Annotated in this window: 21 protein-coding genes and 2 pseudogenes; 8 read left to right on the forward strand and 15 right to left on the reverse strand. The window is 63.5% G+C overall.

Annotation, left to right across the window (positions count from 1 at the left end; genetic code table 11):
* Positions 1 to 553 precede the first annotated feature (553 nt).
* Positions 554 to 1,447, reverse strand: a complete 894-nt coding sequence (locus NKJ12_RS08080; RefSeq protein ID WP_352702018.1) for an NAD(P)/FAD-dependent oxidoreductase — start codon at positions 1,445 to 1,447, stop codon at positions 554 to 556.
* Between NKJ12_RS08080 and NKJ12_RS08085 the strand changes: the two genes are divergently transcribed.
* The 3 genes and pseudogenes from NKJ12_RS08085 to NKJ12_RS08095 form a co-directional block, all read left to right on the forward strand.
* Entirely contained in the window at positions 1,446 to 1,634 is a 189-nt protein-coding gene (locus NKJ12_RS08085) for a hypothetical protein (protein ID WP_352688513.1), read from the forward strand. The two genes, NKJ12_RS08080 and NKJ12_RS08085, sit on opposite strands and share 2 nt — an antisense overlap.
* A gap of 101 nt (positions 1,635 to 1,735) precedes the next feature.
* Positions 1,736 to 2,383, forward strand: coding sequence for a TetR/AcrR family transcriptional regulator (locus NKJ12_RS08090; protein ID WP_352702020.1), 648 nt, complete (start codon positions 1,736 to 1,738; stop codon positions 2,381 to 2,383).
* A pseudogene (locus NKJ12_RS08095) lies at positions 2,382 to 2,605 on the forward strand (hypothetical protein); the annotation flags it as partial. The gene NKJ12_RS08090 and the pseudogene NKJ12_RS08095, both read left to right, overlap by 2 nt.
* A gap of 136 nt (positions 2,606 to 2,741) precedes the next feature.
* Here the strand turns inward: NKJ12_RS08095 and NKJ12_RS08100 are convergent.
* The 6 genes from NKJ12_RS08100 to NKJ12_RS08125 all read right to left on the reverse strand — a co-directional run bounded on the left by NKJ12_RS08100 (position 2,742) and on the right by NKJ12_RS08125 (position 9,163).
* Complete coding sequence (locus NKJ12_RS08100) at positions 2,742 to 3,689, reverse strand: sigma-70 family RNA polymerase sigma factor (protein ID WP_352702023.1); 948 nt, start codon at positions 3,687 to 3,689, stop codon at positions 2,742 to 2,744.
* 19 nt (positions 3,690 to 3,708) lie between these two features.
* On the reverse strand, positions 3,709 to 4,641 hold the full coding sequence (locus NKJ12_RS08105; RefSeq protein ID WP_352702025.1) for an alpha/beta hydrolase fold domain-containing protein: 933 nt from the start codon (positions 4,639 to 4,641) through the stop codon (positions 3,709 to 3,711).
* A 321-nt stretch (positions 4,642 to 4,962) separates the two neighbouring features.
* The gene (gene guaA, locus NKJ12_RS08110; protein ID WP_352702027.1) at positions 4,963 to 6,525 is read right to left on the reverse strand and encodes a glutamine-hydrolyzing GMP synthase; all 1,563 of its coding nucleotides are present in this window, start codon (positions 6,523 to 6,525) and stop codon (positions 4,963 to 4,965) included.
* 55 nt (positions 6,526 to 6,580) lie between these two features.
* A complete protein-coding gene (locus NKJ12_RS08115) occupies positions 6,581 to 7,261 on the reverse strand; it encodes a 5'-methylthioadenosine/S-adenosylhomocysteine nucleosidase (RefSeq protein ID WP_352702029.1) in 681 nt (226 codons plus the stop codon).
* Between the two features lie 27 nt (positions 7,262 to 7,288).
* Positions 7,289 to 7,747, reverse strand: a complete 459-nt coding sequence (locus NKJ12_RS08120; RefSeq protein WP_352702031.1) for a PaaI family thioesterase — start codon at positions 7,745 to 7,747, stop codon at positions 7,289 to 7,291.
* Positions 7,748 to 7,873: 126 nt separating this feature from the next.
* Positions 7,874 to 9,163 (reverse strand): RsmB/NOP family class I SAM-dependent RNA methyltransferase, encoded by a 1,290-nt coding sequence (locus NKJ12_RS08125; RefSeq protein ID WP_352702033.1) that lies wholly within the window; start codon positions 9,161 to 9,163, stop codon positions 7,874 to 7,876.
* A 345-nt stretch (positions 9,164 to 9,508) separates the two neighbouring features.
* Here NKJ12_RS08125 and NKJ12_RS08130 point away from each other — a divergent pair.
* Positions 9,509 to 10,053: pseudogene (locus NKJ12_RS08130) on the forward strand (MIP/aquaporin family protein).
* Positions 10,054 to 10,134: 81 nt separating this feature from the next.
* Here the strand turns inward: NKJ12_RS08130 and katG are convergent.
* Positions 10,135 to 12,333: a catalase/peroxidase HPI gene (gene katG / locus NKJ12_RS08135; RefSeq protein WP_352702036.1), complete on the reverse strand. Its 2,199-nt coding sequence runs from the start codon at positions 12,331 to 12,333 to the stop codon at positions 10,135 to 10,137.
* A gap of 148 nt (positions 12,334 to 12,481) precedes the next feature.
* Between katG and NKJ12_RS08140 the strand changes: the two genes are divergently transcribed.
* Positions 12,482 to 13,390 (forward strand): hydrogen peroxide-inducible genes activator, encoded by a 909-nt coding sequence (locus NKJ12_RS08140; protein ID WP_352506880.1) that lies wholly within the window; start codon positions 12,482 to 12,484, stop codon positions 13,388 to 13,390.
* Between the two features lie 65 nt (positions 13,391 to 13,455).
* Here the strand turns inward: NKJ12_RS08140 and NKJ12_RS08145 are convergent, their stop codons facing one another.
* Positions 13,456 to 14,058, reverse strand: a complete 603-nt coding sequence (locus tag NKJ12_RS08145) for a cupin domain-containing protein (protein ID WP_352688499.1) — start codon at positions 14,056 to 14,058, stop codon at positions 13,456 to 13,458.
* A gap of 508 nt (positions 14,059 to 14,566) precedes the next feature.
* Here NKJ12_RS08145 and NKJ12_RS08150 point away from each other — a divergent pair.
* The gene (locus NKJ12_RS08150) at positions 14,567 to 15,814 is read left to right on the forward strand and encodes a coiled-coil domain-containing protein (RefSeq protein WP_352688497.1); all 1,248 of its coding nucleotides are present in this window, start codon (positions 14,567 to 14,569) and stop codon (positions 15,812 to 15,814) included.
* 744 nt (positions 15,815 to 16,558) lie between these two features.
* Positions 16,559 to 16,726: a hypothetical protein gene (locus NKJ12_RS08160; RefSeq protein ID WP_352506916.1), complete on the forward strand. Its 168-nt coding sequence runs from the start codon at positions 16,559 to 16,561 to the stop codon at positions 16,724 to 16,726.
* Between the two features lie 26 nt (positions 16,727 to 16,752).
* On the opposite strand, the gene NKJ12_RS08165 is transcribed toward NKJ12_RS08160, so the two are convergent.
* The 6 genes from NKJ12_RS08165 to hisS form a co-directional block, all read right to left on the reverse strand.
* On the reverse strand, positions 16,753 to 17,856 hold the full coding sequence (locus tag NKJ12_RS08165; RefSeq protein WP_352688495.1) for a calcium:cation antiporter: 1,104 nt from the start codon (positions 17,854 to 17,856) through the stop codon (positions 16,753 to 16,755).
* Between the two features lie 403 nt (positions 17,857 to 18,259).
* Positions 18,260 to 18,463 carry a cysteine rich repeat-containing protein gene (locus tag NKJ12_RS08170; protein WP_352688493.1) on the reverse strand — a complete coding sequence of 68 codons (204 nt, stop codon included), beginning with the start codon at positions 18,461 to 18,463 and terminating at the stop codon, positions 18,260 to 18,262.
* An 80-nt stretch (positions 18,464 to 18,543) separates the two neighbouring features.
* A complete protein-coding gene (locus NKJ12_RS08175) occupies positions 18,544 to 20,310 on the reverse strand; it encodes an AMP-binding protein (RefSeq protein WP_352702038.1) in 1,767 nt (588 codons plus the stop codon).
* A 472-nt stretch (positions 20,311 to 20,782) separates the two neighbouring features.
* The gene (hisG, locus tag NKJ12_RS08180; RefSeq protein ID WP_352702040.1) at positions 20,783 to 21,484 is read right to left on the reverse strand and encodes an ATP phosphoribosyltransferase; all 702 of its coding nucleotides are present in this window, start codon (positions 21,482 to 21,484) and stop codon (positions 20,783 to 20,785) included.
* On the reverse strand, positions 21,481 to 22,602 hold the full coding sequence (locus tag NKJ12_RS08185; protein ID WP_352702042.1) for an ATP phosphoribosyltransferase regulatory subunit: 1,122 nt from the start codon (positions 22,600 to 22,602) through the stop codon (positions 21,481 to 21,483). The genes hisG and NKJ12_RS08185 overlap by 4 nt, the downstream gene beginning before the upstream one ends.
* 178 nt (positions 22,603 to 22,780) lie before the next feature.
* The gene (hisS, locus tag NKJ12_RS08190) at positions 22,781 to 24,343 is read right to left on the reverse strand and encodes a histidine--tRNA ligase (RefSeq protein ID WP_352702044.1); all 1,563 of its coding nucleotides are present in this window, start codon (positions 24,341 to 24,343) and stop codon (positions 22,781 to 22,783) included.
* A 184-nt stretch (positions 24,344 to 24,527) separates the two neighbouring features.
* Here hisS and NKJ12_RS08195 point away from each other — a divergent pair.
* A partial coding sequence (locus NKJ12_RS08195) for a transposase (protein WP_352702046.1) occupies positions 24,528 to 24,955 on the forward strand: 428 nt, incomplete at its 3' end.

A 24,955-nucleotide genomic window follows, 5' to 3' on the forward strand; every position in this document is an offset into this window, starting at 1 on the left:
CGAAAATTTTTTGTGCGGTTTCGGCATCTATCGAAGTCGATCGCCTTTCCGGACCCACTTTGGGCAACTCAGGTGGTTTCACAGCGAACGAAGAAAGTACCCGTCACTAACTTTCATAGCACAGCGCGCCACAACGCGACCCGCCGCGGCAGCGTCATCCAGGCGCCATCCCCTCTCCGTTTTGTAGGTGAACTGGATACCGCTGGCAGTGCAAACTGGACACTCCCGGCAGCATAAACTGGACACCTCAAGACCCACCCGCTCCGAGGGCGCGACAGCACGGTTCAAGGTTCAATGCCGCGCCCTCGCTTGCTGAACTTCTTCCCGGAGGGGGCCGGGGGAGGTTGAATAACCTGTGGAAAACCTGTGGGTCTTTTGGGACGGTTTGCGGACCGGCCTGAGCCTGGGAATCGTTTTGCTCAACTGCCCCTTCGAGACGGCTGACCGGCCAAAGACGCCCCTCAGGGGAGATGGGCCCCGCGTTTCCGTGGCACCGGCCCGCAACCTTCATAATATGATGGCCCGCGGCAACCGGAGAAGGGTATCTGTGCCCTCAAACCAGCATCGACTGCTGGGCGAAGATACCCGCCATCGCGCCGTGCGATGATGCCGTGGTGACCGAGGCCATGAGGGGGTTGGCGAGGTCGCCGGCGGCGTAGATGCCGGGCATGCTGGTTTCGCGGCGCTCGTCGACCTTGAGGGCGATGCCGAGGGGCGTATCGACCGTGGCGAGGCCCAGTGATTCATGCAGGCTTGCAGACGGCTTGTTGCGCGGATGGGCGAACAGGATGTCGACTGCGACATTGCGGCCGGTATCGAGATTGACGGTGGCAATATGGCCCCCGTGATGGGCGATCTCGGTGATCCGGCCATCGACGACAGGTATGTTGCGGCGCGCCAGATCGGCCCGGATATCGGGTGGAATGTCGTGACCATCGGCGAAGAGCGTCAACCTGTCGGTCCAATCGTGGAACAGCCTTACCTGATTGTGCGACTGCGGGCCGGACCAGACAAGGCCCCAATGCTGGCCGGCGACTTCAAAGCCGTCGCAATAGGGACAGGGCACGATGGACGTGCCCCAGCCTTCGGCAAAGCCCCGAACATCAGGCATCTGGTCGGCGACGCCATAGCTCAGGATCAGGCGGCGCGCCGCAAGGCTTTCGCCATCGCCAGTGAGGACGGAGAAATCGTCGATGGCGCCGGAGACGCTGTCGGCCCGGGCACTGACCAGTCTGATCGTGGGATAACGCGCCAGCTGCTGCCGCGCCTCGGCCAGGATGTCCAGCGGTGGCTTGTGATCGTGACCGAGCAGGCCATGCGAGTGGCCGGCGAAGCGATTGCGCGGCAGGCCGGTATCGAGAACGGTGACCTTGCGGCGGGCACGGCCGAGCTGAAGCGCAGCGGCGAGACCGGCAAAGCTGCCGCCGATGATGATGACGTCATCCATGGTGATAAACTCCGTGTTGTGGATGGAGGGGGTTGGGCTGGGCCTGGCGCAAAATATCGTCCAGCGATACGCGCTCGAGACGGGCAGCGAGCAGGGCTTCGGCATCGACGAGAAAGTCGCCCATCACTGTGTTGACCGGCCGGACAATGCCGCATTCGATATCGCCGGGCGGCCCAGGGAAACTTGATTTGGAGGACAGGTTGAAACCTACCCATTGGCTTGCACATTTCAGATACTACATGGTATCGTAATGCAAGAATTAGGATACTGTCAAGTACTGGAATTGTCGTGACCGAAAACAGCCAGGGTCGGCGCGGCCGGCCCGCCAACGAGGCGCTTGGCCAAACGATAGTCGACGCCGCGTGCGAACTCTTTGTGGAATTGGGTTTTCAAGCGACGACATTGGACAAGGTCGCCCAGCGGGCGAACATATCCAAGCTCAGCATCTATCGGCACTTCGAGAACAAGGAGGCGCTGTTCAGCGCGGCCATCGCGGCCCACTGTCATCAGTTTGCACCACAGGCTCTTATTGAAGGTCTCGACGGTTCGGCAGAAGATCAGCTCATGGCGGTGGGATTATCCCTGCTTCGCACGCTGTTGAGCTCGGACGTCCGCAATGTCGAAGCCATGATCATGGCCGACAAGACGAATCAAAAGTCGTTAAGCAGGCTCCATTACGAAGCCGGCCCCGCCTATGTCATCGCCCAAATCGAGGCCCTGTTGCGTCAGTTGCACGCGAAGGCGGTTCTGAACGTGCCCGATCCTCTCCGGTCCGCCCGCTTGTTTGCCGCGCTTTTCAAGGGATCCGATCTCCTGATTATCGCACGCTTCGATGAGGCGAGAGCAGAGGACGACAACGAAATCGAATCCTATTGCCGGTCGGCCGTCGCCATGTTCATCGCCGCGCACGGTGGCAACGACCACGCGGCCGGATAAGCATTTGATTGCTCCGGGCAGCTTGGCCGGGACCGTCGTCCAGGCGCTTCGTAATATTGGGCCGGCGCGCGCGGCCGAGCTTGCACAGATCGCGGCACCTCATCTTTCTCCCAACGATAAAAGACGCTCGCATCTACCGCGGTCCAAGCTCCCGCCTGGATGCGGTCGACGCTTCTCTCCATCGCAGATCCGGCAGCAGTCGGGATAACATTTGATAGGTGATGCGACGGTGCCATCCGACGATATGCGATCAGGTCCGGAACACCGATCGGTACCGCAGCCAAAGCTGCACGCCACGATTTTTCGTTGAGGACGCACCATCGTAACTCCGCCAGGCCAGAAGTGAGAAATCGTCGCCTTATGCTCTTCCCAAAATGGCTGGCCCAGTCATGAGTTTCAGGTCGGATTCCGCGGCGTTTTCCAACATCCATGGACAGGCATAATAATCTTCGATGCGATCGATGACGCGACCGGCGACATGGACACGAACCGGCCACGCGACCTGCCACCGGTCGCCTCGCTGGAAGAGCACGATCAGGACAGGCTCTCCGTCGATCGCCCCCAACTCCATGGTCCACGTCTCCGGGTTTCGCTCGTATTCGACGAAATAGGGAGAACTTCTGAGCAGGCCGTCATAGCAATCGGCGACCCGCAACCGGGCATCGGCGCTGGTGAGGCTCCGCACGCCATCCCAGTCATGGCGGTTGAAGAGGTCAACATAGCGCTGCAAGAGCCGCGCGGTGTCGGGATCAAGCGGACGGTTCGGTTCACCGGCAGGTTCAGGGGGCAAGTCGGCGAGCTTCGCCCGTCCGCGGGAGAGCGCGGATTTGACGCCCCCAACCGTCGAGTCCACGAGTTCTGCGGTCTCTTCCAGCGAATAGTCGAACACGTCCTTCAGGAGGATGCAGGCGCGCTCCTTGGGCGGCAAGCGGCCAACCAGCCGTTCGATGGCGCGGCGTGCATCGGTCGCTGCCGGCTCTGCAGAGACAACGCCGACGTCGTCCGAATAGGCGTGCTCCGCGCGCTCGCGCACATCGCATCGCCTCAGAAAGTCGATGCAGCGATTGTGAGCGATGCGAAACAGCCAGGGCTTCAGCCGGCGGGCATCGTCGAGGGTCTCAATCTTCGTGTAGGCCTCGAACAGCGTCTCCTGCACGAGATCCTCACCGTCGAGGCGTGAGCCCGTCATGCGGGCGCAGTAGCGATGCAGTTGGGCGCGGACGCCTGACACCGTCTCGAGGAAGGCGCGATATCGCGCATCGAACAGGCCGGTCGGTCGCTCGGGCATGTCCTTCAGCTGCCACATCTTGGTTTCAATTTGCCAGTCATGCGACCTCCTGACCTTCAGCGCGTATTGCCGCGGTTGCGGCCAGACCAAGCTTCGGGCGAACCCATTGTGCCAACCGCGCGATCGCGTCGTCGGCTTCGGGAGCACGCCCAGCCATCATCTGGTACGAGTGCAGCATCCCCGGAAATACGTCCAGGCGCACCTCGACGCCGGCGGCTTTTGCGCGGTCGGCAAGCGCCCGGCTGTCGTCGAGCAGGGTTTCGTCTCCACCCACTTGCAGATAGGTCGGCGGCAGGCCCTTCAGATCGGCAAAGATCGGGCTGGCGAGTGGATTCCTGGGATCGGTACCTGCGAGGAGTTGCGATGCCAGCATATCCACGGCCGCCTTCTGGAAGAAGGCGTCCTTCTCGCGATTGGCTTCATAAGAGAGCCCGCTCGCCGACAGATCGTACCAGCCAGAGATGCTGAGAATCGCGGCCGGTAGCGGCCGTCCCGCGTCACGGAGTTTCATCGCGGCCGCAACGATCAGGCCAGCACCAGCGGAATCGCCTGCAGCTATGGTGTGCTTCGGCGCGATACCTTGCTCGGCGAGCCACTCGAACGCGGTCACGGCCTGCTCGATTTGGCGCGGAAACTTGCTCTGGAAAACGTAGTCGTAAGTGGCGAGCAGCGCGTAACAGCCAATCGCCTTGGCGAGGTGTCCGACCATCTTGCGATGGGTCCAGATCGATCCGCCGAGATAGCCACCGCCGTGCAGGTAAAGCATGACCCGATCATTGGCCGCCGCTTTTGGCTGAACCCACAGCGCGGTCGTGTCGCCGAGGGTCGTCTCGACGTAATCGACGCCGCCCGGTTCTGCCGTCAAAACGGACCACTCGGATGCTTCCTGTGGCGATTCTCGACCGCTGCGAAAAGCCTCCGCGAGCGTTTCGTAGTGTATCTTGTTCGCTAGGCTCTGCTTGCTGTTCATTTGTCACGCTCCAATTCGTCCAGGAGGGCGATGTCAAGGATGACCGTGCCCATGAACAGCTAAGACGGATGAACCCAGCGAAAGGATACGTGGCCGGCAGATGGGTGGCAGTTGCCGCGGACCCCGGTTGTCAAACCCAGCAAGGCTAGGCTGCTCCACCCTTCTCTGTGGGACGTTCGTTCCAGACTTTCGCCGATCGGCCAGATGCTTCGTCTATGCCGTCGCCGGGTGGCCGGGGGCTGGGACTATTGACTATTATCGCCGAGCCAACATCGCCTTAAACATGCTGCTCTATCCTCTTCTACTCCGCAGTACTCCTCGTCACTCCCACTCGATTGTACCTGGGGGCTTGCTCGTTACGTCGTAGACGACGCGGTTGATGCCGCGCACTTCGTTGATGATGCGCGTAGCGGCGGCACCGAGGAAGGCCATGTCGTAGTGGTAGAAATCCGCTGTCATGCCGTCGACCGAGGTGACGGCGCGCAGCGCGCAGACGAACTCGTAGGTGCGGCCGTCGCCCATCACGCCGACGGTCTGCACCGGCAGCAGCACGGCGAAAGCCTGCCAGATGGCGTCGTAGAGGCCGGCCTTGCGGATCTCGTCGAGATAGATGGCGTCGGCCTCGCGCAGGATCTCCAGCTTTTCGCGGGTGATGCCGCCCGGGCAGCGGATGGCAAGACCGGGACCGGGGAACGGATGCCGGCCGATGAAGCTGTCGGGCAGGCCGAGCTCCTTGCCGAGCGCCCTCACCTCGTCCTTGAACAATTCGCGCAGCGGCTCGACCAGCTGCATGTTCATGCGTTCGGGCAAGCCGCCGACATTATGGTGCGACTTGATCGTCACCGACGGTCCGCCGCTGAAGGAGACGCTTTCGATGACGTCGGGATAGAGGGTGCCTTGCGCCAGAAAATCGGCGCCGCCGAGCTTCTCGGCCTCCTCCTCGAACACCTCGATGAACAGCCGCCCGATGGTCTTGCGCTTCTTCTCGGGGTCCGACTCGCCCTCGAGCGCGCCGATGAAACGGTCCGCAGCGTCGACCAGGATCAGCGGCAGATTGTAATGCTGGCGAAACATCTCCACCACGCCTGATGCCTCGTCCTTGCGCATCAGCCCGTGGTCGACGAGGATGCAGGTAAGCTGGTCGCCGACCGCCTCGTGGATCAGGAGTGCTGCGACAGAGGAATCGACGCCGCCTGAAAGCGCGCAGATCACCTTGCCCTGGCCGACCTGCTTGCGGATCGTCTCGACCGCGTGCTCGCGGTAAGCGCGCATCGTCCAGTCGCCCTCAATACCGGCGATGTTGTGGACGAAATTTTGGAGCAGCCTGGCGCCGTCCGGCGTATGCACCACTTCGGGGTGGAACATGAGGCCGTACATCTTGCGTTCGACATTGCCGAAGATGGCGAAGGGCGAGCCCTCCGATTTTCCGAGCACCTCGAACCCCTTGGGCAGGGAGATGACGCGGTCGCCGTGGCTCATCCACACCTGGTGGCGCTGGCCGGGCGCCCACAGGCCCTCGAACAACGGGCTGTCCTTGGCGATCTCGACGAAGGCGCGGCCGAATTCGCGATGATCGGAGCTTTCGGCGACGCCGCCCATCTGCACGCACATCGCCATCTGGCCATAGCAGATGCCGAGCACCGGCACGCCGGCGTCGAAGACGATCTGCGGCGCGCGCGGACTGCCGATGTCGGCGGTCGAGGCCGGGCCGCCGGACAGGATCACCGCCTTCGGATTGATGCGCTTGAACGCCGCCTCGGCCGACTGGAAGGGCACGATCTCGGAAAAGACGCCGGCCTCGCGGATGCGGCGGGCGATCAGCTGGGTAAACTGGCTGCCGAAATCGACAATCAGGACGGTGTCGGGATGATTGGCTGTTTTCATGGCGAGCGTTTAGAGAAAGAAACGAGTCGGCGCAATGGGTTGCGAGGCCTCTCTCTCATTCCGATTCCGCATCTTCACGCGACAGATCAAACTCGATCGCCCCGGAAGCGATCGCCTGTTCCAGCAGTTGCACCGCCGCGGCCAGCTTCTCGTCGATGACGTGCAGATATTCGGTCCAGTCGCCGACATGCCTCAGATCGGCTGCCCCGTCGGAAATGCCGCGCAGGCCGATAAGCGGCACGTCGAACAGCTGGCAGACGCGCAGGCAGGCGAAGGTCTCCATATCGACCATGTCGGCGGCGATCGCGTCGTAGGCGGCGCCGGTGACGATTGCCGCACCGGTCGACAGCGTCGCTTGCCCGATGCCAGGAATTCTGAACGGCAGCGGCACGCTGACAGGCAGATCGAGGAACGGCGTGGCGCCCTTCTCGAACCCCAGGGGCGAGGCGTCCATGTCGCGGTAGGCGACTGAAACGGCCTGGTAGATTTCGGTCTGCTCCAGCGTCCGGCTGCCCGCCGACCCGAGCGATACGACGAGATCGGGCAGCGCCTTTTCGGTCTTCAGCCGGGACAGTTCTGCGGTAAGTCCGACGCCGGCCTCGACCGGTCCGACGCCGGTCATCAGCGGCGTGAACAGCCGCTGCAGGTGTGGACCGTATTCGGCCTCGGCCGCCATGACGAAGAGAACGGACTTGCCGGAGATCGGGGTGAGCTCACCAGGTGCCTTGCCGGCCATGATCGTCGATCCTCCCCTGCCCGTTCCTCAGCCTTCGATACCGTCGCGGCCGAGCACTGTCATCATCGTTCCGGTCATTGTGGCAATCAGCTTGGCCTCGCCGTCGGTGGCGAACGCATAGGCCTGGCCGTCGGCGACGATGATGGTGCGGCCGGGCTTGGTCACCGAGCCGCGGAACAGGAAGCGCTCGCCCCGGCCGGGCGCCAGCAGGTTGACCTTGAACTCGATGGTCAGCACGCCGGAATTTTCCGGCATCAGCGAGAATGCCGCATAGCCGCAGGCCGAGTCGAGAGCCGTCGAAATGACGCCGGCATGGAGAAAGCCATGCTGCTGCGTCAGAGCCGCCGAATAGGGCATTTCGATCTCGATGATGCCGGGCGTCACCAGCGTCAGCTCGGCGCCAATCGTCATCATCGCGTTCTGGCGCGCAAAGGACGTCCTGACGCGGTCCTCATAATCGGGAGCAGGAACGATCTTTGCTGTCATGGCCGTCGCCCTTCGTTTCTCGGCAAATCTTATTGCAAAGTCATTTATCGCAGAGGGGTGGGCGACAGGCAATCGCAAATGCTGCACTGCAGCATTCGGCCCCGGCTCTGTGTCCATGGCAATGGCTCAGCCGGCGCGGCGCAGCGCACAGAAATAGAAACCGTCGGTGCCGCTCAGCAACGGTGACAGCGAAATGCCGCCCGCAGCGCCTATCCGCATGGCCGCTTCGTGGCCCGCAAAACGGCTGTCCCAAAGCTGGCGGTGATCGACAGGGACAAAACCGGGATGGCGGTCCCGGAACGCCGAAACCTGGTCGCCATTTTCCTCGTCGAACACCGAACAGGTGATGTAGACCAGCAGGCCGCCGGGTTTGACGAAGTCGCTGGCGGCATCGAGTATCGTCTCCTGCTCGCCCTTGCGCGCGTCGAGTTGCCTCTGTGTCAGCCGCCATTTGGCATCCGGCCGGCGCCGCCACGTGCCGCTGCCGGTGCAGGGCGCATCGATCAGGACGATGTCCATATGCCTGCCGAGCGGCGCGAGTTCGGCCGGCCTGGTGACGATCTGCACATTGCGGTTTTCCGAGCGGCGGATGCGATCGAAGATCGGCGCCAGCCTGGCCTTCTCGGCGTCGTGGGCGAAGATCTGGCCGCGATTGTCCATCGCCGCGGACAGCGCCAGCGTCTTGCCGCCGGCGCCGGCGCAAAAATCGAGCACCTGCATTCCAGGTTCGGCGCCGGCCAGTTCGGCCGCAATCTGCGAACCCTCGTCCTGAACCTCGAACCAGCCTTTCTGGAAGGCCGGCTCGGCCTGCACGTTCGGGTGCCTGCCGTCGCCTTCGATCGGCGGGATGCGGATGCCGTGCGGCGCGATCCGCGCAGGCTTGGCGCCGGTCTCCGCCAACTCGGCCAGCACCTTGCCGCGATCGGCCTTGAGCGTATTGACCCTGAGGTCGAGCGGCGGGCGTGTCGCCAGCGCGGCACCCTCTTCCACCCAGGCCGTGCCGAACGCGCGCTCGAAAAGCGGCATGCACCAGTCGGGGATATCTGCCCTGACAGCCGGCGGCGCATCGGCGAGCCGGCGACCGCCGAGCGTTGTCAGTTCGTCGGCGGTAAGCAGCGGCGGCGCGAACTTGTCGCCCTCGAGCGCCTCGTTCAGCGACTGCGCCGTCTGGCCCCATTCGAGCAGCAGCGCGCCGAAGCCGATGGCGCGCGGCGTGTCCTCGCCGAGCAGCCAGCCGGCCGAGCGCTTGCGGCGCAGCGCGTCATAGACGATGTTGCCGATCGCGGCGCGGTCGCCGCCACCGGCGAAGCGGTGCGACAGGCCCCAGTCCTTCAGCGCATCGGCCACCGGACGGTGGCGCCGGCCAATGTCGTCAAGCACTTCAATGGCTGCCGCTAGCCGCCCGCCCAGTCTCATTGTCGTCTTCCATTACTCAGCAAAACAAAATCCGGCCCTGCTCTTAGAGCTTTTCGTGTCCTGATTGAAACAGTTCTGTTTCCCCGACGGCGAGACAATCCATGCAAGGGGTGACGAGTGTGGGTTGGTGCATAGGGAGCCGCCGCCACCAAGCGGGCGCCGGCATGCGTAACTAAACAATTCGATCAATATATTAAAAGTCTCTAATGTGCATGTCTGGCGCTCACAAGCATAGCGGCCTGCGAAACTGCTCTGCTTTCCAAGTTTTCCGGTTGCGAATACTCTTTGCGCGGTGATTCGCGTCGCAGAAAAGGCGGAGCCGCGGGTCGATACGAGGAGAGGGCAATGAAGACTTATCTGGCGGAAGTTCTAGGCACGTTTCTATTGGTGTTCATCGGCACGGCTTCGGTGGTGACGGGCGGCTTCGGCGGCGCGCTGCCGCTTGGCCAGGAAGGTATCGGTCTGGCGTTCGGCATCGGCCTGATCGCGGCGGCCTATGCGATCGGCCCGATTTCGGGCGCGCACCTCAATCCGGCGGTGACGCTCGGTGTATTCCTCGCCGGGCGGATGCCGGCTGGGATGTGACGAAATGGGGCGTCAGCTCGGCCTTGCTGTGGGAGCTGATCGGCACTTTCACCTTCGTCACGGTGATCCTCGGCGTCACCAACGCCAAGCATACCACGGCCTTCGCCGGCCTCGTAATCGGCCTGACGCCCTTCGCCATCATCCCGGTGACCGGCACATCGCTCAACCCGGCCCGTTCGATCGGACCGGCGCTGTTTTCGGGAACTGCGGCGATCGGCCAGCTGTGGCTGTTCATCGTCGCGCCGCTGATCGGCGGCGCCATTGCCGGCGTGGTTGCCAAGGCCGGCATCTTCGAGAAGGACTGACTTTTCGGAAGCCCAACGAAAAAAGGCGCGGGTCGAGGCCCGCGCCTTTTTTTGTTGCGTCGAGAAATTCGTATGCCCGGATCAGGCCGCGAGGTCAAAACGGTCGGCGTTCATCACCTTGGTCCACGCCGCGACGAAATCCCTGACGAACTTCTGCCCGGCGTCCGCCGACCCGTAGACCTCGGCCAGCGCCCGCAGCTGCGCATGCGAGCCGAAGATCAGATCCGCGCGGGTGCCGGTCCACTTGACCGCCCCGGTCTTGCGGTCACGCGCTTCATAGACTTCATCGGAGCCGGCCGCCGGATCCCAGACAGTGTTCATGGAGAGCAGGTTGACGAAGAAATCGTTGGTCAACGTGCCCGGCCTGTCGGTGAACACCCCGTGCTTCGACTGACCGGTGTTGGCGCCGAGCACCCGCAACCCGCCAACGAGCACCGTCATCTCCGGCGCCGTCAAGGTCAGCAGCTGCGCCCGATCGACCAGCATCGCTTCGACCGACATCGGCGGCTTGCCCCTGACATAATTGCGGAAGCCATCGACTTTCGGCTCGAGCGCGGCGAAGGACTGGACATCCGTCTGTTCCTGCGAGGCGTCCATGCGGCCTGGCGTGAACGGCACCCCCACGTCATGGCCGCCGTCTTTCGCCGCCTTCTCGATCGCCGCTACGCCGCCGAGGACGATAAGGTCGGCAAGCGAGATCTTCTTGCCGCCGAACTGCGCTGCGTTGAACTCGCTCTGGATGCCTTCGAGCTTTTCGAGCACCTTGGCCAGTTGCGCCGGCTGGTTGACCTCCCAATCCTTCTGCGGCGCCAAGCGGATGCGGGCGCCGTTGGCGCCGCCACGCTTGTCGGAGCCGCGGAAAGTCGAGGCCGAGGCCCAGGCGGTCGAGACCAGTTCTGAGACGGACACGCCGGAGGCCAGGATCTTCGCCTTCAGCGAGGCGATATCCTGCTCGCTGACCAGTTCGTGGTCGACTGGCGGTATCGGATCCTGCCAGATCAGCTCTTCCTTCGGCACGAGCGGGCCGAGATAGCGGACGGCCGGACCCATGTCGCGATGGGTCAGCTTGAACCAGGCACGGGCGAAGGCATCGGCGAACTGATCAGGATTCTGATGGAAGCGCCGCGAGATCTTCTCATAGGCCGGGTCGACGCGCAAAGCGAGGTCGGTGGTCAGCATCGCCGGGGCGCGACGCTTCGACGGATCGTGGGCGTCCGGCACGGTGCCTGCACCGGCGCCGCCCTTGGGCGTCCACTGATGGGCGCCGGCCGGGCTCTTGGTCAGCTCCCATTCGTAGTTGAACAGATTGTCGAAGAAGTTGTTGCTCCATTTGGTCGGCGTCGTGGTCCAGGTCACCTCGAGGCCCGAGGTGATGGCGTCGCCGGCAATGCCGGTAGCGTGCTTGCTCGACCAGCCGAGGCCCTGCGCCTCGATGCCGGCGCCTTCCGGCTCCGGGCCGACCAGCGATGCATCACCGGCGCCGTGGGTCTTGCCGAAGGTGTGACCGCCGGCGATGAGCGCCACGGTTTCCTCATCGTTCATGGCCATGCGAGCGAAGGTTTCGCGGATGTCGCGCGCCGCGGCCAATGGATCGGGCGTGCCGTTCGGCCCTTCCGGGTTGACGTAGATCAGCCCCATCTGCACGGCGCCGAGATGGCCGTGAAGTTCGCGGTCGCCGGAATAGCGCTCGTCGGCGAGCCACTTGGTTTCCGATCCCCAGTCCACGTCCTGCTCGGGCTCCCAGACATCGGCGCGGCCGCCGGCGAAGCCGAAGGTCTTGAAGCCCATCGATTCCAGCGCGACGTTGCCGGTGAGGATCAACAGGTCGGCCCAGGAGATCTTCCTGCCGTATTTCTGCTTGACCGGCCACAGCAGCCGGCGCGCCTTGTCGAGATTGGCGTTGTCCGGCCAGCTGTTGAGCGGCGCGAAACGCTGCTGACCGGCGCCGGCGCCGCCACGGCCGTCGCCGATGCGATAGGTGCCGGCGCTGTGCCAGGCCATGCGGATGAAGAGCGGGCCGTAATGGCCGAAATCGGCCGGCCACCAATCCTGCGAATCGGTCATCACCTGGTGCAGATCCCCGATCACCGCATCGAGATCGAGGCTCTTGAATTCCTTGGCGTAGTCGAAGTCCTCGTCCATCGGATCCGAGAGGCTGGACTGCTGGTGGAGGACGCCAAGGTCGAGCTGGTTTGGCCACCAGTCACGGTTGCTCCTCCTTGCCGATCCATGTGGGACCGGGCATTTGCCGGCGCTGTTGTCGTCGGTTTTCGCGTCCATCTTTGCCTCCGATTTGTTGATTTTCCGGGATTTTGTTGATTTTCCGGGCAGGGCCAGCGAGCCGCGCCATCCTGGAATGGTTCCAGACTAGCCTGCCCGGCCGATAAACACAAATTGCCTTTGCTGTTTATTCTGATAGGTTTTTCTTATGATCGGTTTGACCGTCCGGCAGATGCATTATTTCGAGGCGCTGGCGCAGACGCTGCATTTCGGCCGCGCCGCCAAGCTCGCTGGCGTCAGCCAGCCGGCGCTGTCTTCGCAGATCGCCGAGATGGAGCTGCGGCTCAATTGTCGTCTGTTCGAGCGCGGCGGCAAGGCGGTGCGGATGACGGACGAGGCGCAGGGCTTGCTGCCGCGCATCGAGCGCATCCTTGCCGACGTCCGCGACATCGAGGCGACGGCCCGGCGCGGCCGCCCGGCGCTGGAAGGCCGCTTCCGGCTCGGCATCATCCCGACGGTGGCGCCCTATCTGCTGCCGCATGTGCTGCCGGAGCTGAAACGGCATTTCCCGGCCTTACAGCTGGAACTGCGCGAGGCGGTTACCGCGTCGCTGGTCGACGACACCAGCTCGGGAAAGCTCGACGCCTTCGTCGCGGCACTGCCCATCGATTACCCGGGCCTGGTCACCGAAGAACTTTTCTCGGACCGGTTCTTCCTTGCCGTGCCGGCCGGCGACCCCGCCTTCGCCTCACCGCCGGTGCCGCCGGAAAGCCCCGCGCTGGAAAGGCTGATGCTGCTGGAGGAAGGCCATTGCCTGCGCGAACAGGCGCTCGCCGTCTGCGGCAGCGTGCGGCCGGTGGCGATGGCAAGCTACGGCGCGACCAGCCTGACGACGCTCTTACAGATGGTGGCGCACGGGCTCGGCGTCACGCTCATCCCGGAAATGGCGGCAGGGCCGGCGAGCGCCATGCGCGACCTGAAGATCGTGCCGTTCCAGGAGCCGATGCCGCAGCGCACGATCTGCCTCGCTTGGCGGCGCAACAAGGTGCGCCACGACGAATGCGTCGAACTGGCCAAGATCATCCGCGGGCTGGATGCGGCGGTGCTGGCGGCGTAGAGCGGCGGATGTTGGATCCGGTTAGCCCGAAGCGGACCCGCAGGCCCCCTTCGAAAGGGACGACTTCAACCTTTTTCCCAGGCTGCGAGCAACGGGCCTTTGCTTCCGTAGACAGGGTCCTTGCGCGGCCGGCCGACCCTGGGGATCGTGACGACCGCCCTGTCATGATCGGCAGCGGTCGTACACAGGTCATAGGTGCCGGATGGAGGATAGGCGCCGACGACCAGAAAATCGTCGGATGCGGAAAGACGCTGGTGCCCGGTGCCGGCCGGAAGCACCGCGACGTCGCCGGCCTTCAGCGACAGCGTTCGCCCCTTGCTGCCGCCAAAGCGGACCTTGGCCGTGCCGCGCGCAACGCCCAGCACCTCGTGGATGCGCGAATGGTAGTGGACGTAACCGTAGATGCCGTTGCGCCAGCTATCGCCCCAGCCATTTGCTTCGAAAAGCGCCTCCATGACGGCCGCCGGATCGAAGTCTTCGGGCAGCTTCACAGCGCCGCGATAGACGACAAGCGGCCAGAACGGATGGTTGGGCACCAGGCCATCATCGCTGAACCGAAACGCGTTTGGTTTGCGCGGCCTCAGGAGGTCGGCAACCTCTCGCCTGTCCGGTCTGGCGATACCAGTGACCTGCTCGACGGCTTTCTTCGTGGTTTGCAGAATGCTCATGGTGGGCCCTTGGGGTTGGTGGAAGCTTCATGCCGATTAACCGGTTGGATGGCGGTCGGTTCCGCTGGCGGCAGAGATCTGCGAACGGTGCGGCAGTCATGGACGGTGCTTGGCGTCGCGACAAGATCCAGCACGACGAGGTGTGGAACTGGCAACAAATATTCGTCGGTCGGAGGCGGCGGCATTGGAGGGCGAGATGCGCCGTACCGTGAAACGGAAAGTCTGGTGTGACCCGAAGTCGACCTTCGCAGCCTGAATGGCTGCTTTGCGCCGCATCACAGCCGTTGGGTAGAGAAGATGGTCATCCCAAAAAGCCGAAAGTTCCGTTTGTTCGAATGATGACAACTAAGGAAATTAGGAAACAGCCTTTGCGCGCAATTCCGTGCTTTGGCGTTGCCGAGGGTGCTTCACTAGCATTGATCTTTTTGGTGCGGCATCCACGGCGCCGCGGCGTGCAGTAAGTGGAGAATACAATAGCGGTGAGGGCTGCGATCGGTGAGGTTCAGTGATGAATCATGTGCAGAGTACCAGGTCAAAATGTCTCCGCTCTGACTTCACCTTTATTAAACGACGGCCCTTGATTTTACCTCACCAGATAAGCGGCAGGGGGCGTAACGGCGCGCCGTCCCTCATTCCGTTATGCCTCGTTCTACTGTTGGCATCTCCGGCAAATGGTCAGTTGGCGCCCGAAGCGCCAGCGGTTGCCATAGCTAACGACAGCTCGTCGGTCGTGGTTTCCGAACATACCAAGGTCGACAAAGAACCGTGCAAGCCACAACCGAGCGCGCTCGGATCCTGTCTATCTAGAGAGCTGGTGCTCAGCGAAACACAGGCACTCAAGGAGGGTGCGCAAACGCGCCTGGGCGAGCATGAAGTGGCTTTACGCCGCGAATTGGCCGCAGCACGAGCGGAGCTACTCGTCATGCAGCGCAGCATACGTGAGCTAAGCGCCCAAGCACACGTGCTGGCAGACACGGTGGCTCAGCAAGCACAAGCCCTAAAAGAGCAGCAGCGAACAGACGAAGCGCTCGCGCTCGATCTGGAGACGGCGCAGCGCGTTATCGAAAGCTACAGGGCTGAAGCCAGTCTCTGGAACAGCGAGAAGGCTGCCGCGCTTGGCGCGCACCCCTCTATGGAAGCCTCCCAGCTTGCTGCGAAGCGAGCGCTTGATGACGAGCGGCACAAGGTTGAGTTCCTGGAACAAGAACTTGCCACGGCTCGCCAAACTATCGATGCTCTTAAGACAGGCGCAAATCTGGCAGCCGTCGAGCAGGCCACCGCCATAAGGGACCGACAGGTGGCCGAGGCCGCTCTAAAGCAGGTTCGAGAAAGACTCGAACGGGGACGCGAACGAGCAGATTCAGCTGTACGTGACCTCGATATTGTTCGCCAGGAGCGCGATGCTTTAAAGCAGAATTCGGTAGCATTGAGTGCGGCGCTCGACCAAGAGCGTGAAAGGGCTATCGGCCTGGCCCGCAGCCTCAGTGCGGCGCGTGAGGCAATTGATACTGTCAAGGGTAAGCGTCGGACTGCGGCTGTGGAGCGCGCGCCGAAAACACGTACCCCCGCGAGTGCACTTGCAAGTAGGTTATCGCGTTCGGGCGCCAAACCAGCCCGTAAACCGGGCTTGCCGGAAAAACAGAGAGTGAAGGTCCAAAAGTCGCCGCAAACTGCTCTGCTGGCAACCATACCTCTTCCCGCAGCATTGCTTCCAACACGGCCATCAAAAAGCTCGAGCCGCGCGAGTGAAGACTAGTGAGCGAAAGCCGCAGGGGAGACGACTATGAACAAGTATGTCGCAGCTGCGTTGGTGATCGGGACTACAATTGGGCCTGCCTCGGCACTTGAAGCAGGCGTGGGCGGTAGCGCCGGCGGTGTCGGAGTCGGTGCTGGAGTGAGCGCCGGTTCGCAAGGCGTATCTGTCGGGGCGGGCACGAGCGTCGACGGCGTAGGCGGAGCAAATGTTGGAACTTCGGTCGGTGCAGATGACGGGTCAGTCGACGCAGGCGTTGGTGCCGGCGGCAACGTTGGTGACACAAGCACAAGTGCCAGTGTGGGCGACGATCCGTCCGCCGAAAACGAGGCGGCTACCGCACCCGACAGTTCGACTGCAGCGACGGCCCCTGCCTCTGCCAAGACGGCCAGGCAATCCATCGTCCTGCCACCCGTCCTCAGGCCTTCCAAAGCCGGTGAGGGTGACTCCACCAAGGGGTATCCGTTTGGATCTCTGGGGCCACTGACACCGAAACCCGGTACGCCGATTGCGGTCGTGCGAACCTGCCGCGCGGCGATCATGGCCGCTGCAACGCCGCTGGGCGCCGTCCGTGTCCACGCGGTAAGCGCAGGCGCCTTGCATCAACGTCGGGGTGCAATCACGGCGCCGATCGAGGTGCGAATAGACTACGCAAGAGAAGACGGCATCGAAGTCCGGCAGGCGCAAGTCAGTTGTCGCCTCGATGCGTCGGGCAGGGTCACTGCAATAATATAGCACCAAGCCTGATTGACGGGGCTGCACGTCGACAGAGGGACGATCCGCTTCGCCATCTACAAGGCGGCGTTCTTCGGCGGTGGCGCCGGAGGTGAGGGCACGCTGACCTTCATGATCGCCGCTATCCCATCTCGGCTCGGCGGCATTTCGGGCGACCTCGCCTTCGAGCTTCTAAACTAGTCTAGCCCATCTGCGCCTCCCACCCCTCACGGCACAAATATCAAAAACACCCAGGTAAAAAACACCACAAGGTGCACCAGCCCGGTCAGGAACGTCGTTCTCTCCGTGCTAAAGCTCACATTGCAGATGAAAAGCGCCAGGACCAAAAGCACCGTGTCGGTCGCCGGCAGCCCCAGGGTCAGCCCTCTTCCGGTGAGCAGGCTGGCGGCGGCTATGCCCGGTATTGTCAGGCCGATCGTCGCGCAGGCCGAACCCATGGCGACGTTCAGGCCGCGCTGCAGTTCGTTGCTGAGTGCGGCACGGACCGCCGAAATCGCCTCCGGCATCAACACCAGCCCGGCGATCATCGCGCCGACAATGGCGTCGGCCTGCGGCACCTCATAGGCAATGAGCGCATCTTCGACGCTTGCCGCGACTTGCTCGGCCAGCATGACAATGCCGATCAGCCCGATCAGCAGGAGAATAGCGCCGGCGGCGAGGCTTTCGTGAGCGTCGGTTCGCACTGTGGCGCCGTGTGCTTGTGCGTCGATGAAATCGTCGCGGTGGCGGACAGTCTGCGCGAACAGAAAACCGGCATACAGCAGCACTGACAGCACGCTGACGAAGCCAAGCTGCGCCGCCGAGAACGTGCCGGGATCGGTGGTTCGCGTGTAGGTCGGCAGAATGAGCGTCATGACGCTCAGCGCGACCAGAACCGCCAGATAGGCGCTTGTGCCTTGGCGCACGATTGCCTGCTTGCGATGGCGCCAGCCGCCAAACGTCAGGCACATGCCGACAACACCGGTGGAGGTGATCATCACCGTCGAGAACACGGATTCGCGTGCAAGCGTCGGGTTGTTCGCGCCGTGCAGCATGATGGAAACGATGATCGACACTTCGATTGCCGTCACGGCGATGGTCAGCACCAACGTGCCGTACGGCTCGCCTACCCGCCGGGCCACCGCCTCGGCGTGGTCGAGCACCACGAAAATGGTGATGAACATGATCGCGCTCGACAGCGCGCCGATAAATATCCTGGTGCCCAGCGACCCTTCGTCCACCGACACCCCGCTGACCCTGACCGCGACAGCCATCGCCAGCGCGGCCAACGGCATGCCGTAGGAAATCGCCGATCTTGCGAAACCACTCATTGTCACCGTTTTGCCTTCCCGCGAATCCCGTGGAAGGGCGATTTGCAACCACTGTTGCGCACCGCGACCATCCAGAGGAATCGCATATGACAGGTCATGACGAGCTCAATCGCAGCGTACCCCACCCTTCAAGGGGAAGGGCAATCGCATTTGGAGTCTTGCGAAAATGGACCCCCACCCTAACCCTCCCCACAAGGGGGAGGGAACGCTGCCGCGCGCCCTTGCTTTCCTTTTGGCGACGAAACGCAGGCAATTTGCAAAGGTCGGCGCCACCGAAAGTCCCCCTCCCCCTTGTGGGGAGGGTCAGGGGTGGGGGTCCTCTTCGCAAGAATCCTCCTGCCCCCGCACACCTCGCCTGTCCCCTGGTCCGAAACATCATGTCATCCGCAGGCAAGCTCACACGCTAGCCGGGCGTGTTGGCCTTGACGACCTTCGTGCATTCGGGCGTCAGCTCGCTCATGTGACCGGCCAGGCATTTGACGACGCGGCCACCGCCCGGCAGCACGCCTTTGCACAATCTCTGGTAATCTGCCTGGCAGGCCTCACGCTCGGCCGCCGTCTGCGCCAGCGCCGCGGTGGCTGCCAGCTGCGTTGCCAAGAAAAGCACCCCTAACCCAATCCGCATGGAACACCCCCCTCAATATGTTGTCCAAACAACGCCTCCGTCACGCGTAGACGCAAGCCTTCTCAAGCCGTCTTCTGCGTCACCAATCCCAGTTCGTCGATCATCGCCTGGCGCATCAGGAATTTCTGCGGCTTGCCGGTCACCGTCATCGGCAATTCGGTGCGGAAGCGGATGTAGCGCGGGATCTTGAAATGGGCGATCTGGCCGGCGCAGAAGGCCTTGATCTCCTGCTCGGTGGTGATCTGGCCGGGCTTCAGCACGATCCAGGCGCACAGCTCCTCGCCATATTTCGGGTCGGGTATGCCGAACACCTGCACCTCCTTGACCTTGGGGTGGCGATAGAGGAACTCCTCGACCTCGCGCGGATAGACGTTCTCGCCGCCGCGGATGACCATGTCCTTGACCCGGCCGACGATGTTGCAATAGCCCTCGGCGTCGATGGTGGCGAGGTCGCCGGTGTGCATCCAGCCCTCTGCGTCGATGGCCTCGCGGGTCTTCTGCTCGTCATCCCAATAGCCCTTCATCACCGAATAGCCGCGCGTGCAGAGCTCGCCCGGCGCGCCGACCGCGACGGTAGCGCCTTCGGCGTCGATGGCCTTGACCTCGACATGCGGATGGACGCGGCCGACGGTCGAGACGCGCTTTTCCAGGGGGTCGTCGACGCTGCTCTGGAACGACACCGGGCTGGTCTCGGTCATGCCGTAGGCAATGGTCACCTCGGCCATGTGCATCAGCGATACCACCTTCTTCATCACCTCGATCGGGCATGGCGAGCCGGCCATGATGCCGGTGCGCAGGCTGGTGAGATCGAAGGAGGCGAAATCCGGGTGGTCGAGCAGGCCGACGAACATTGTCGGCACGCCGTAAAGCGCGGTGCAGCGTTCCGTTGCCACCGCCTTCAGCGTGGCGCCGGCATCGAACCCCTCGCTCGGGAAAACCATGGTCGCGCCCTTGGTGACGCAGCCCATCGTGCCCATCGACATGCCGAAGCAGTGGTAGAGAGGCACCGGGATGCACAGCAGGTCGTCGACGGTAAGCCGGATCGCCGCGGTGACGAAATTGCCGTTGTTGACGATGTTGTTGTGGGTCAGCGTCGCGCCTTTCGGCGCGCCGGTCGTGCCTGAGGTGAACTGGATGTTGATGGCATCGCCCGGTTTCAGCCCGTCGGAGATGCGGTCGAGCTTGTCATGTTCGTCGCGCCCGGCCATCGCCAGCACGTCGGCGAAATTGAACATGCCCGGCGAACTCTCCTCGTCCATGCGGATGACGATCTTCAACGCCGGCAGCTTGCTGGCGTCGAGCTTGCCGGGGGTGGCCGTGGCGATCTCCGGCGCCAGCGTTTCGATCATGCCGAGATAGTCGGAGCTCCTGAACTTGGCGGCGGTGACGAGCGCTCGGCAAGCGACCTTGTTCAAGGCATATTCCAGTTCGACCAGCCGGTAGGCCGGGTTGATGTTGACCAGGATCAGGCCGATGCGGGCGGTGGCGAATTGCGTCACCAGCCATTCCCAGCGGTTCGGCGACCAGATGCCGACGCGATCGCCTTTCTCGAGGCCGAGCGCCAGGAAGCCGGCGGCGAGCGCATCGACGGTCTCCGACAGCTCTTCCCAGGTAAAGCGCTTGTCCTGCTCGACGAAGACAGCGGCATCGAGCGTGCCGTATTTGCTGACCGTATCGGCAAACAGCGCCGGGATCGTCAGGTTGAGCAGCGGCACGCTGCGCTCGCCCGAGACATGCGCCGTGCCGTCGACCGGCGCAATGAACGAGCCGCCATCGCGCTTGCCGCGCAGGCTGGTGGCATTCTTCAACTCGTCGAGATTGATCGGCATCGCCGTGTCCTCCGCAGACCAGCCGAGCCTATCAGCCCCGCGGGGTGGTGGAAATCCCGTCGATGGTGGGGCTTGCGCTGGAACTCGCCTGTCAGGGCCGAAAACAAAAAACCCGCCTCGGCGGGCGGGTCTTCTGGGCCAATTGGCACCATAGCGAGATTAGTAGCATAGCTGCCGGCACAAAGCAAGAACAAAATTGCTGTGCTTTAGGGAAATCGCTTCGGCTTGGCGTCAGCGGCTTGGCGAAAGCCGAGGCGATATCCGATCTCCCCCCTTGCGGGGGAGATGCCCGGCAGGGCAGAGGGGGGTGTGAAGGATCGCCAAGTTCGACTTCAGCACCCCCAACCGGGAACGGATGAGGCTCCGATTGGCTGACAGGTCGGCGGGACAGCACCCCCCTCTGGCCTGCCGGCCATCTCCCCCGCAAGGAGGGAGATTGGCATCTTGGCCGACGGCGCCTGCTCCGCAATCGTCAACCCGAGTTCACCAACGCCATCCTGGCCGCAATATCGCGCAAGATCGCCTCGTCGGCCGCGGCGCGCATCTTCCTCGACGCCACGAGACAGGCCTGCGAGCGCAGGATCACGCCATCGGCCAGCACTTTGAGATGGTTGGCGCGCAGTGTCGAGCCTGACGTGGTGATGTCGACGACGATATCGGCCAATCCGGCCGCCGGCGCGCCTTCGGTGGCGCCCAGGCTTTCGACGATGCGATAGACCTGGATGCCGTGCTTTTGCGAAAAGAACTGCTGGGTCAGGCGCCAGTATTTGGTGGCGATCCTGAGCCGCCGGCCATGGCGCTGGCGGAAGTCGGCGGCGACGTCGTCGAGATCGGCCATCGTGTCGACATCGAGCCAGATGTCGGGCACGGCGACGACGACATCGGCATTGCCGAAACCGAGGCGGGCGATGATTTCGGCGCGCGCCTCGCAATCGGCAAGGTTTTCGCGCAGCAGATCCTCGCCGGTGATGCCGAGATCGACCGAGCCCTGGCCGATTTCGCTTGATATCTCTGAGGCGGACAGGAACGCTATTTCGACGCCGTCCATGCCATCGATACGGGCGCGGTATTTGCGCTCGTCGCCGGGCAGGCTGACGGCAAGCCCGGCCTTGGCCAGCACCTCCAGCGCCTGCTCCTTGAGCCGGCCCTTCGACGGCAGCGCCAGCGTGATCATGGCGCCTTCTCCCGCAGCGCCTCGATGCGGTCGAGCCAGACGGAAAAACCGACGCCGGGGATCGGCGTTTTTGCGCCGAGCAGCGTCAGCAGCCGGTCGTAGCGGCCACCGCCGGCGAGCGGCCGGTCGCCATCCTGCGCCGCGATCTCGAAGACCAGGCCGGTGTAGTAATCGAGCGGGCGGCCGAAGGCAGCGTCGTAGCGGATTTCAGACATCGGCAGGCCGAGGCTTTCGATGGCCGCCGCGCGGGCGGCAAAATTGTCCAGCGCGGCGCCCAGCGAAAGGCCGGCATCGGCGGCAAAGCTTTCGAGCGCCCCGGCGGCGCTGTCGAGCGGCACGTCGATCGCCAGAAACCCCTTCAGCGCCGCAAATGCCTCGTTCGACAGCCGCACGCTGCGCAATTCGGCCTTCTCGACCAGGCGCCGCGCGATTTCGGAGGGCGAACGCCCGGCCGTTGCCGACAGGCCGGCCTCTTCCATGCCGCCGGCGATACGCGCCGAAAGAGCGTCCAGATCGCCATCAAGGACAAGGGCGGCGACCGCGCCGGCGAGCTGGCTGTTGCGCGGCGGATTGGCGAGGTCGGCAAGGGCTGCCTCCAGCATCGCCGCCGAGCCGAAGGCGCGCGCCAGCCGCATGCGCCAGCCGCGCGGCAGGCCAAGCGCTGCCAGCACCGCCTCGAAAATGGTCTGGTCGCCGAGCGTGACCACCAGCTCGCCGCCGGGCAGCACCAGCGAGAGCAGCGCATGCGCATCGGCCAGCGAGCGGGCGTCGGCGGCGGCCGTGTCGCGGTCGCCGAGGTCCTCGATACCGGCCTGGAAGAATTCGTTGCCGCCCTCGCGGCGCTGGCGAAACACCTCGCCGAGATAGGAATAGCGGCGCGGCGTGCCGGCCTGGCTGGCAATGTGGTCGAGGCAGACCGGAATGGTGAATTCCGGCCGCAGGCAAAGCGTCTGCCCGGTCTCGCTTTCGGTGAGAAAGATGCGGCGGCGCAAATCCTCGCCGGCCATGTCGAGGAACGGGTCGGCCGGCTGCAGCACGGCGACTTCGACCGCATGGGTGTTGCGCGCGGCGAAGAGCGTCGCGATGTCGGATGCGATGGCGGGGTAGCGGGAGGTCATTGATCGGTTGGGCGCGAGGCACCCCCCTCTGTCCTGCCGGACATCTCCCCCGCAAGGGGGGAGATCGGCAGCTTGGGCCCCGGCACCTTTTCTCCAACGCCGGAGATTGGCGAAAGCAGGCGCGACATCCAATCTCCCCCCTTGCGGGGGAGATGGCCGGCAGGCCAGAGGGGGGTGTTCACGCGCCACCCTTCGCGCGGTCAGCCGCCTGCGCCGCCAGTATCTTCTTCACTTCGGCAACCAGCTCACTCTCCGCCACCGTCACCTGCGCCGGCCGTGCCGCGCGCCATTCGGCGTTATCGGCGATCTCGGCCGACATCCGTGCGCCCTCGATCAGGTCCTTGATCTGCACCTCGCCCTTGGCGCGCTCGTCGCCGCCCTGGATGACAGCGACGGGGCTGCCGCGGCGGTCGGCGTATTTCAGCTGCGCCTTCATGCCGGCGCCGCCGAGATACATTTCCGAGCGGATGCCGGCGGCGCGCAGCTCGGCCACCATCTTCTGGTAGCGGCCGAGGCTTTCCGTATCCTTGTCCATGGTGAGCACGACGACCGGCGCGATGACATCGGAACTATCGAGCTTGCCCAGGTTCTTCAGCGCCGTCATCAGCCGTGAGACGCCGATGGAAAAACCTGTCGCCGGCACCGGCTCGCCGCGAAAGCGCGAGACGAGACCGTCATAACGGCCGCCGCCGCCAACCGAACCGAAGCGCACGATCTGGCCGTCCTCATTGGGGATCTCGGCCAGCAGCTCGGCCTCGTAGACCGGGCCGGTGTAATATTCGAGGCCACGCACGACGGAGGGGTCGATGCGGATGCGATCCTCACCGTAGCCGCTTTGTGCGACCATGGTTCTTATCTGCTCCAACTCTGCAAGACCCTCAACAAAAGAGGCGTTCGTGATGCCCAGATGTTCGAGTTTCCTTTCCTCGATAAGATTGCTGACACCGGGGTTGATGGATCCCAGTGTCTGGATAATTTTTTCGGGATCATGCTGCGCCATGACTGTGAAATAGCTGATGACAACGTCGATTTGCGCATTGTCCAGCCCGGCGCCTTTGGTGAAATCACCGCTCTCGTCCTTGCGCCCGGCGCCCAAAAGCAGGCGCACGCCCGCGACGCCAAGCTTGTCCAGCTTGTCGATGGCCCGCAGCACGGTCAGCCGGCGGCCCGCATTCTCGTCGCCGCCGAGGCCGATGGCCTCCAGCACGCCGTCGAGCACTTTTCGGTTGTTGACACGGATGACGTAGTCGCCGCGCTTGATGCCGAGCGCCTCCATCACGTCCGCCATCATCATCGCCATCTCGGCATCGGCCGCAACGCCCGGGGTGCCCACGGTATCGGCATCGAACTGCATGAACTGGCGGAAGCGGCCGGGGCCGGGCTTTTCGTTGCGAAACACCCAGCCGGAGCGATAGCTGCGATAGGGTTTCGGCAGGCGCTCGAAATTCTCGGCGACAAAGCGCGCCATCGGCGCGGTCAAATCGTAGCGCAGCGACAGCCACTGGTCGTCGTCGTCCTGGAACGAGAACACGCCCTCGTTCGGCCGGTCCTGGTCTGGCAAAAATTTGCCGAGCGCGTCGGTATATTCGATCAGCGGCTGGTCGACCGGCTCGAAACCGTAAAGCTCGAAGACCGAGCGGATCGTCGCCATCATCTTCTCGACGGCGCGCAGGTCGGCGGCACCGCGGTCGACAAAGCCGCGCGGCAGCCGCGCTTTCATCTTTTCGGATTTGTCGGCCATGGGATGGGTACTCGGTGTTTCGTGGCGTTCCGGGGATCGGCTAAATAACCGATTTCCACGGCGCCGGTGTCCTAACCGATGCAGCCGGGAGCGGCAAGGGTTTGCGCTTCTCCTCCCCCCTTGTGGGCCTGTTGCGTAATTCGCTGATTGTGATTCTCTGAGACGAAGCTCGGAGGGAATCGCGATGGCAGTGAAGCAGATGGGCCAGTTGAGCTTGGCGGAGGCTTTTCTGGGCGGCAAGTTGGCTGGCGGTTCTTCACCGCTTGATCGATTGTCGGGTCTGGTGAAGTGGTATCGCTTCGAGAAGCTGCTCAACCCGCTGCGCGATGGCGGACCCGGACGGGCAGCTTGGCCACCGCTGGTTCTGTTCAAGGCGCTTTTGCTGCAGTCACTCTACGGCCTGTCGGATCGCGAACTTGAGGAGGCGCTTGGCGACCGGCTGTCGTTCCGGCGCTTTGTAGGGCTCGGGCTGGAGGAGAGCGTTCCCGACCACACGGTGCTTTCGCGTTTTCGCAATCTGCTTGTCGGCGAAGGGCTGCTGGAGAAGCTGTTTGGCGAACTGGACCGGCAGTTGGAGAAAGCCGGTGTTATCCTGAAGCGGGGAACGATGCT

The sequence above is a fragment of the Mesorhizobium sp. M0195 genome (assembly GCF_040322115.1).
GTDB lineage: Bacteria > Pseudomonadota > Alphaproteobacteria > Rhizobiales > Rhizobiaceae > Mesorhizobium.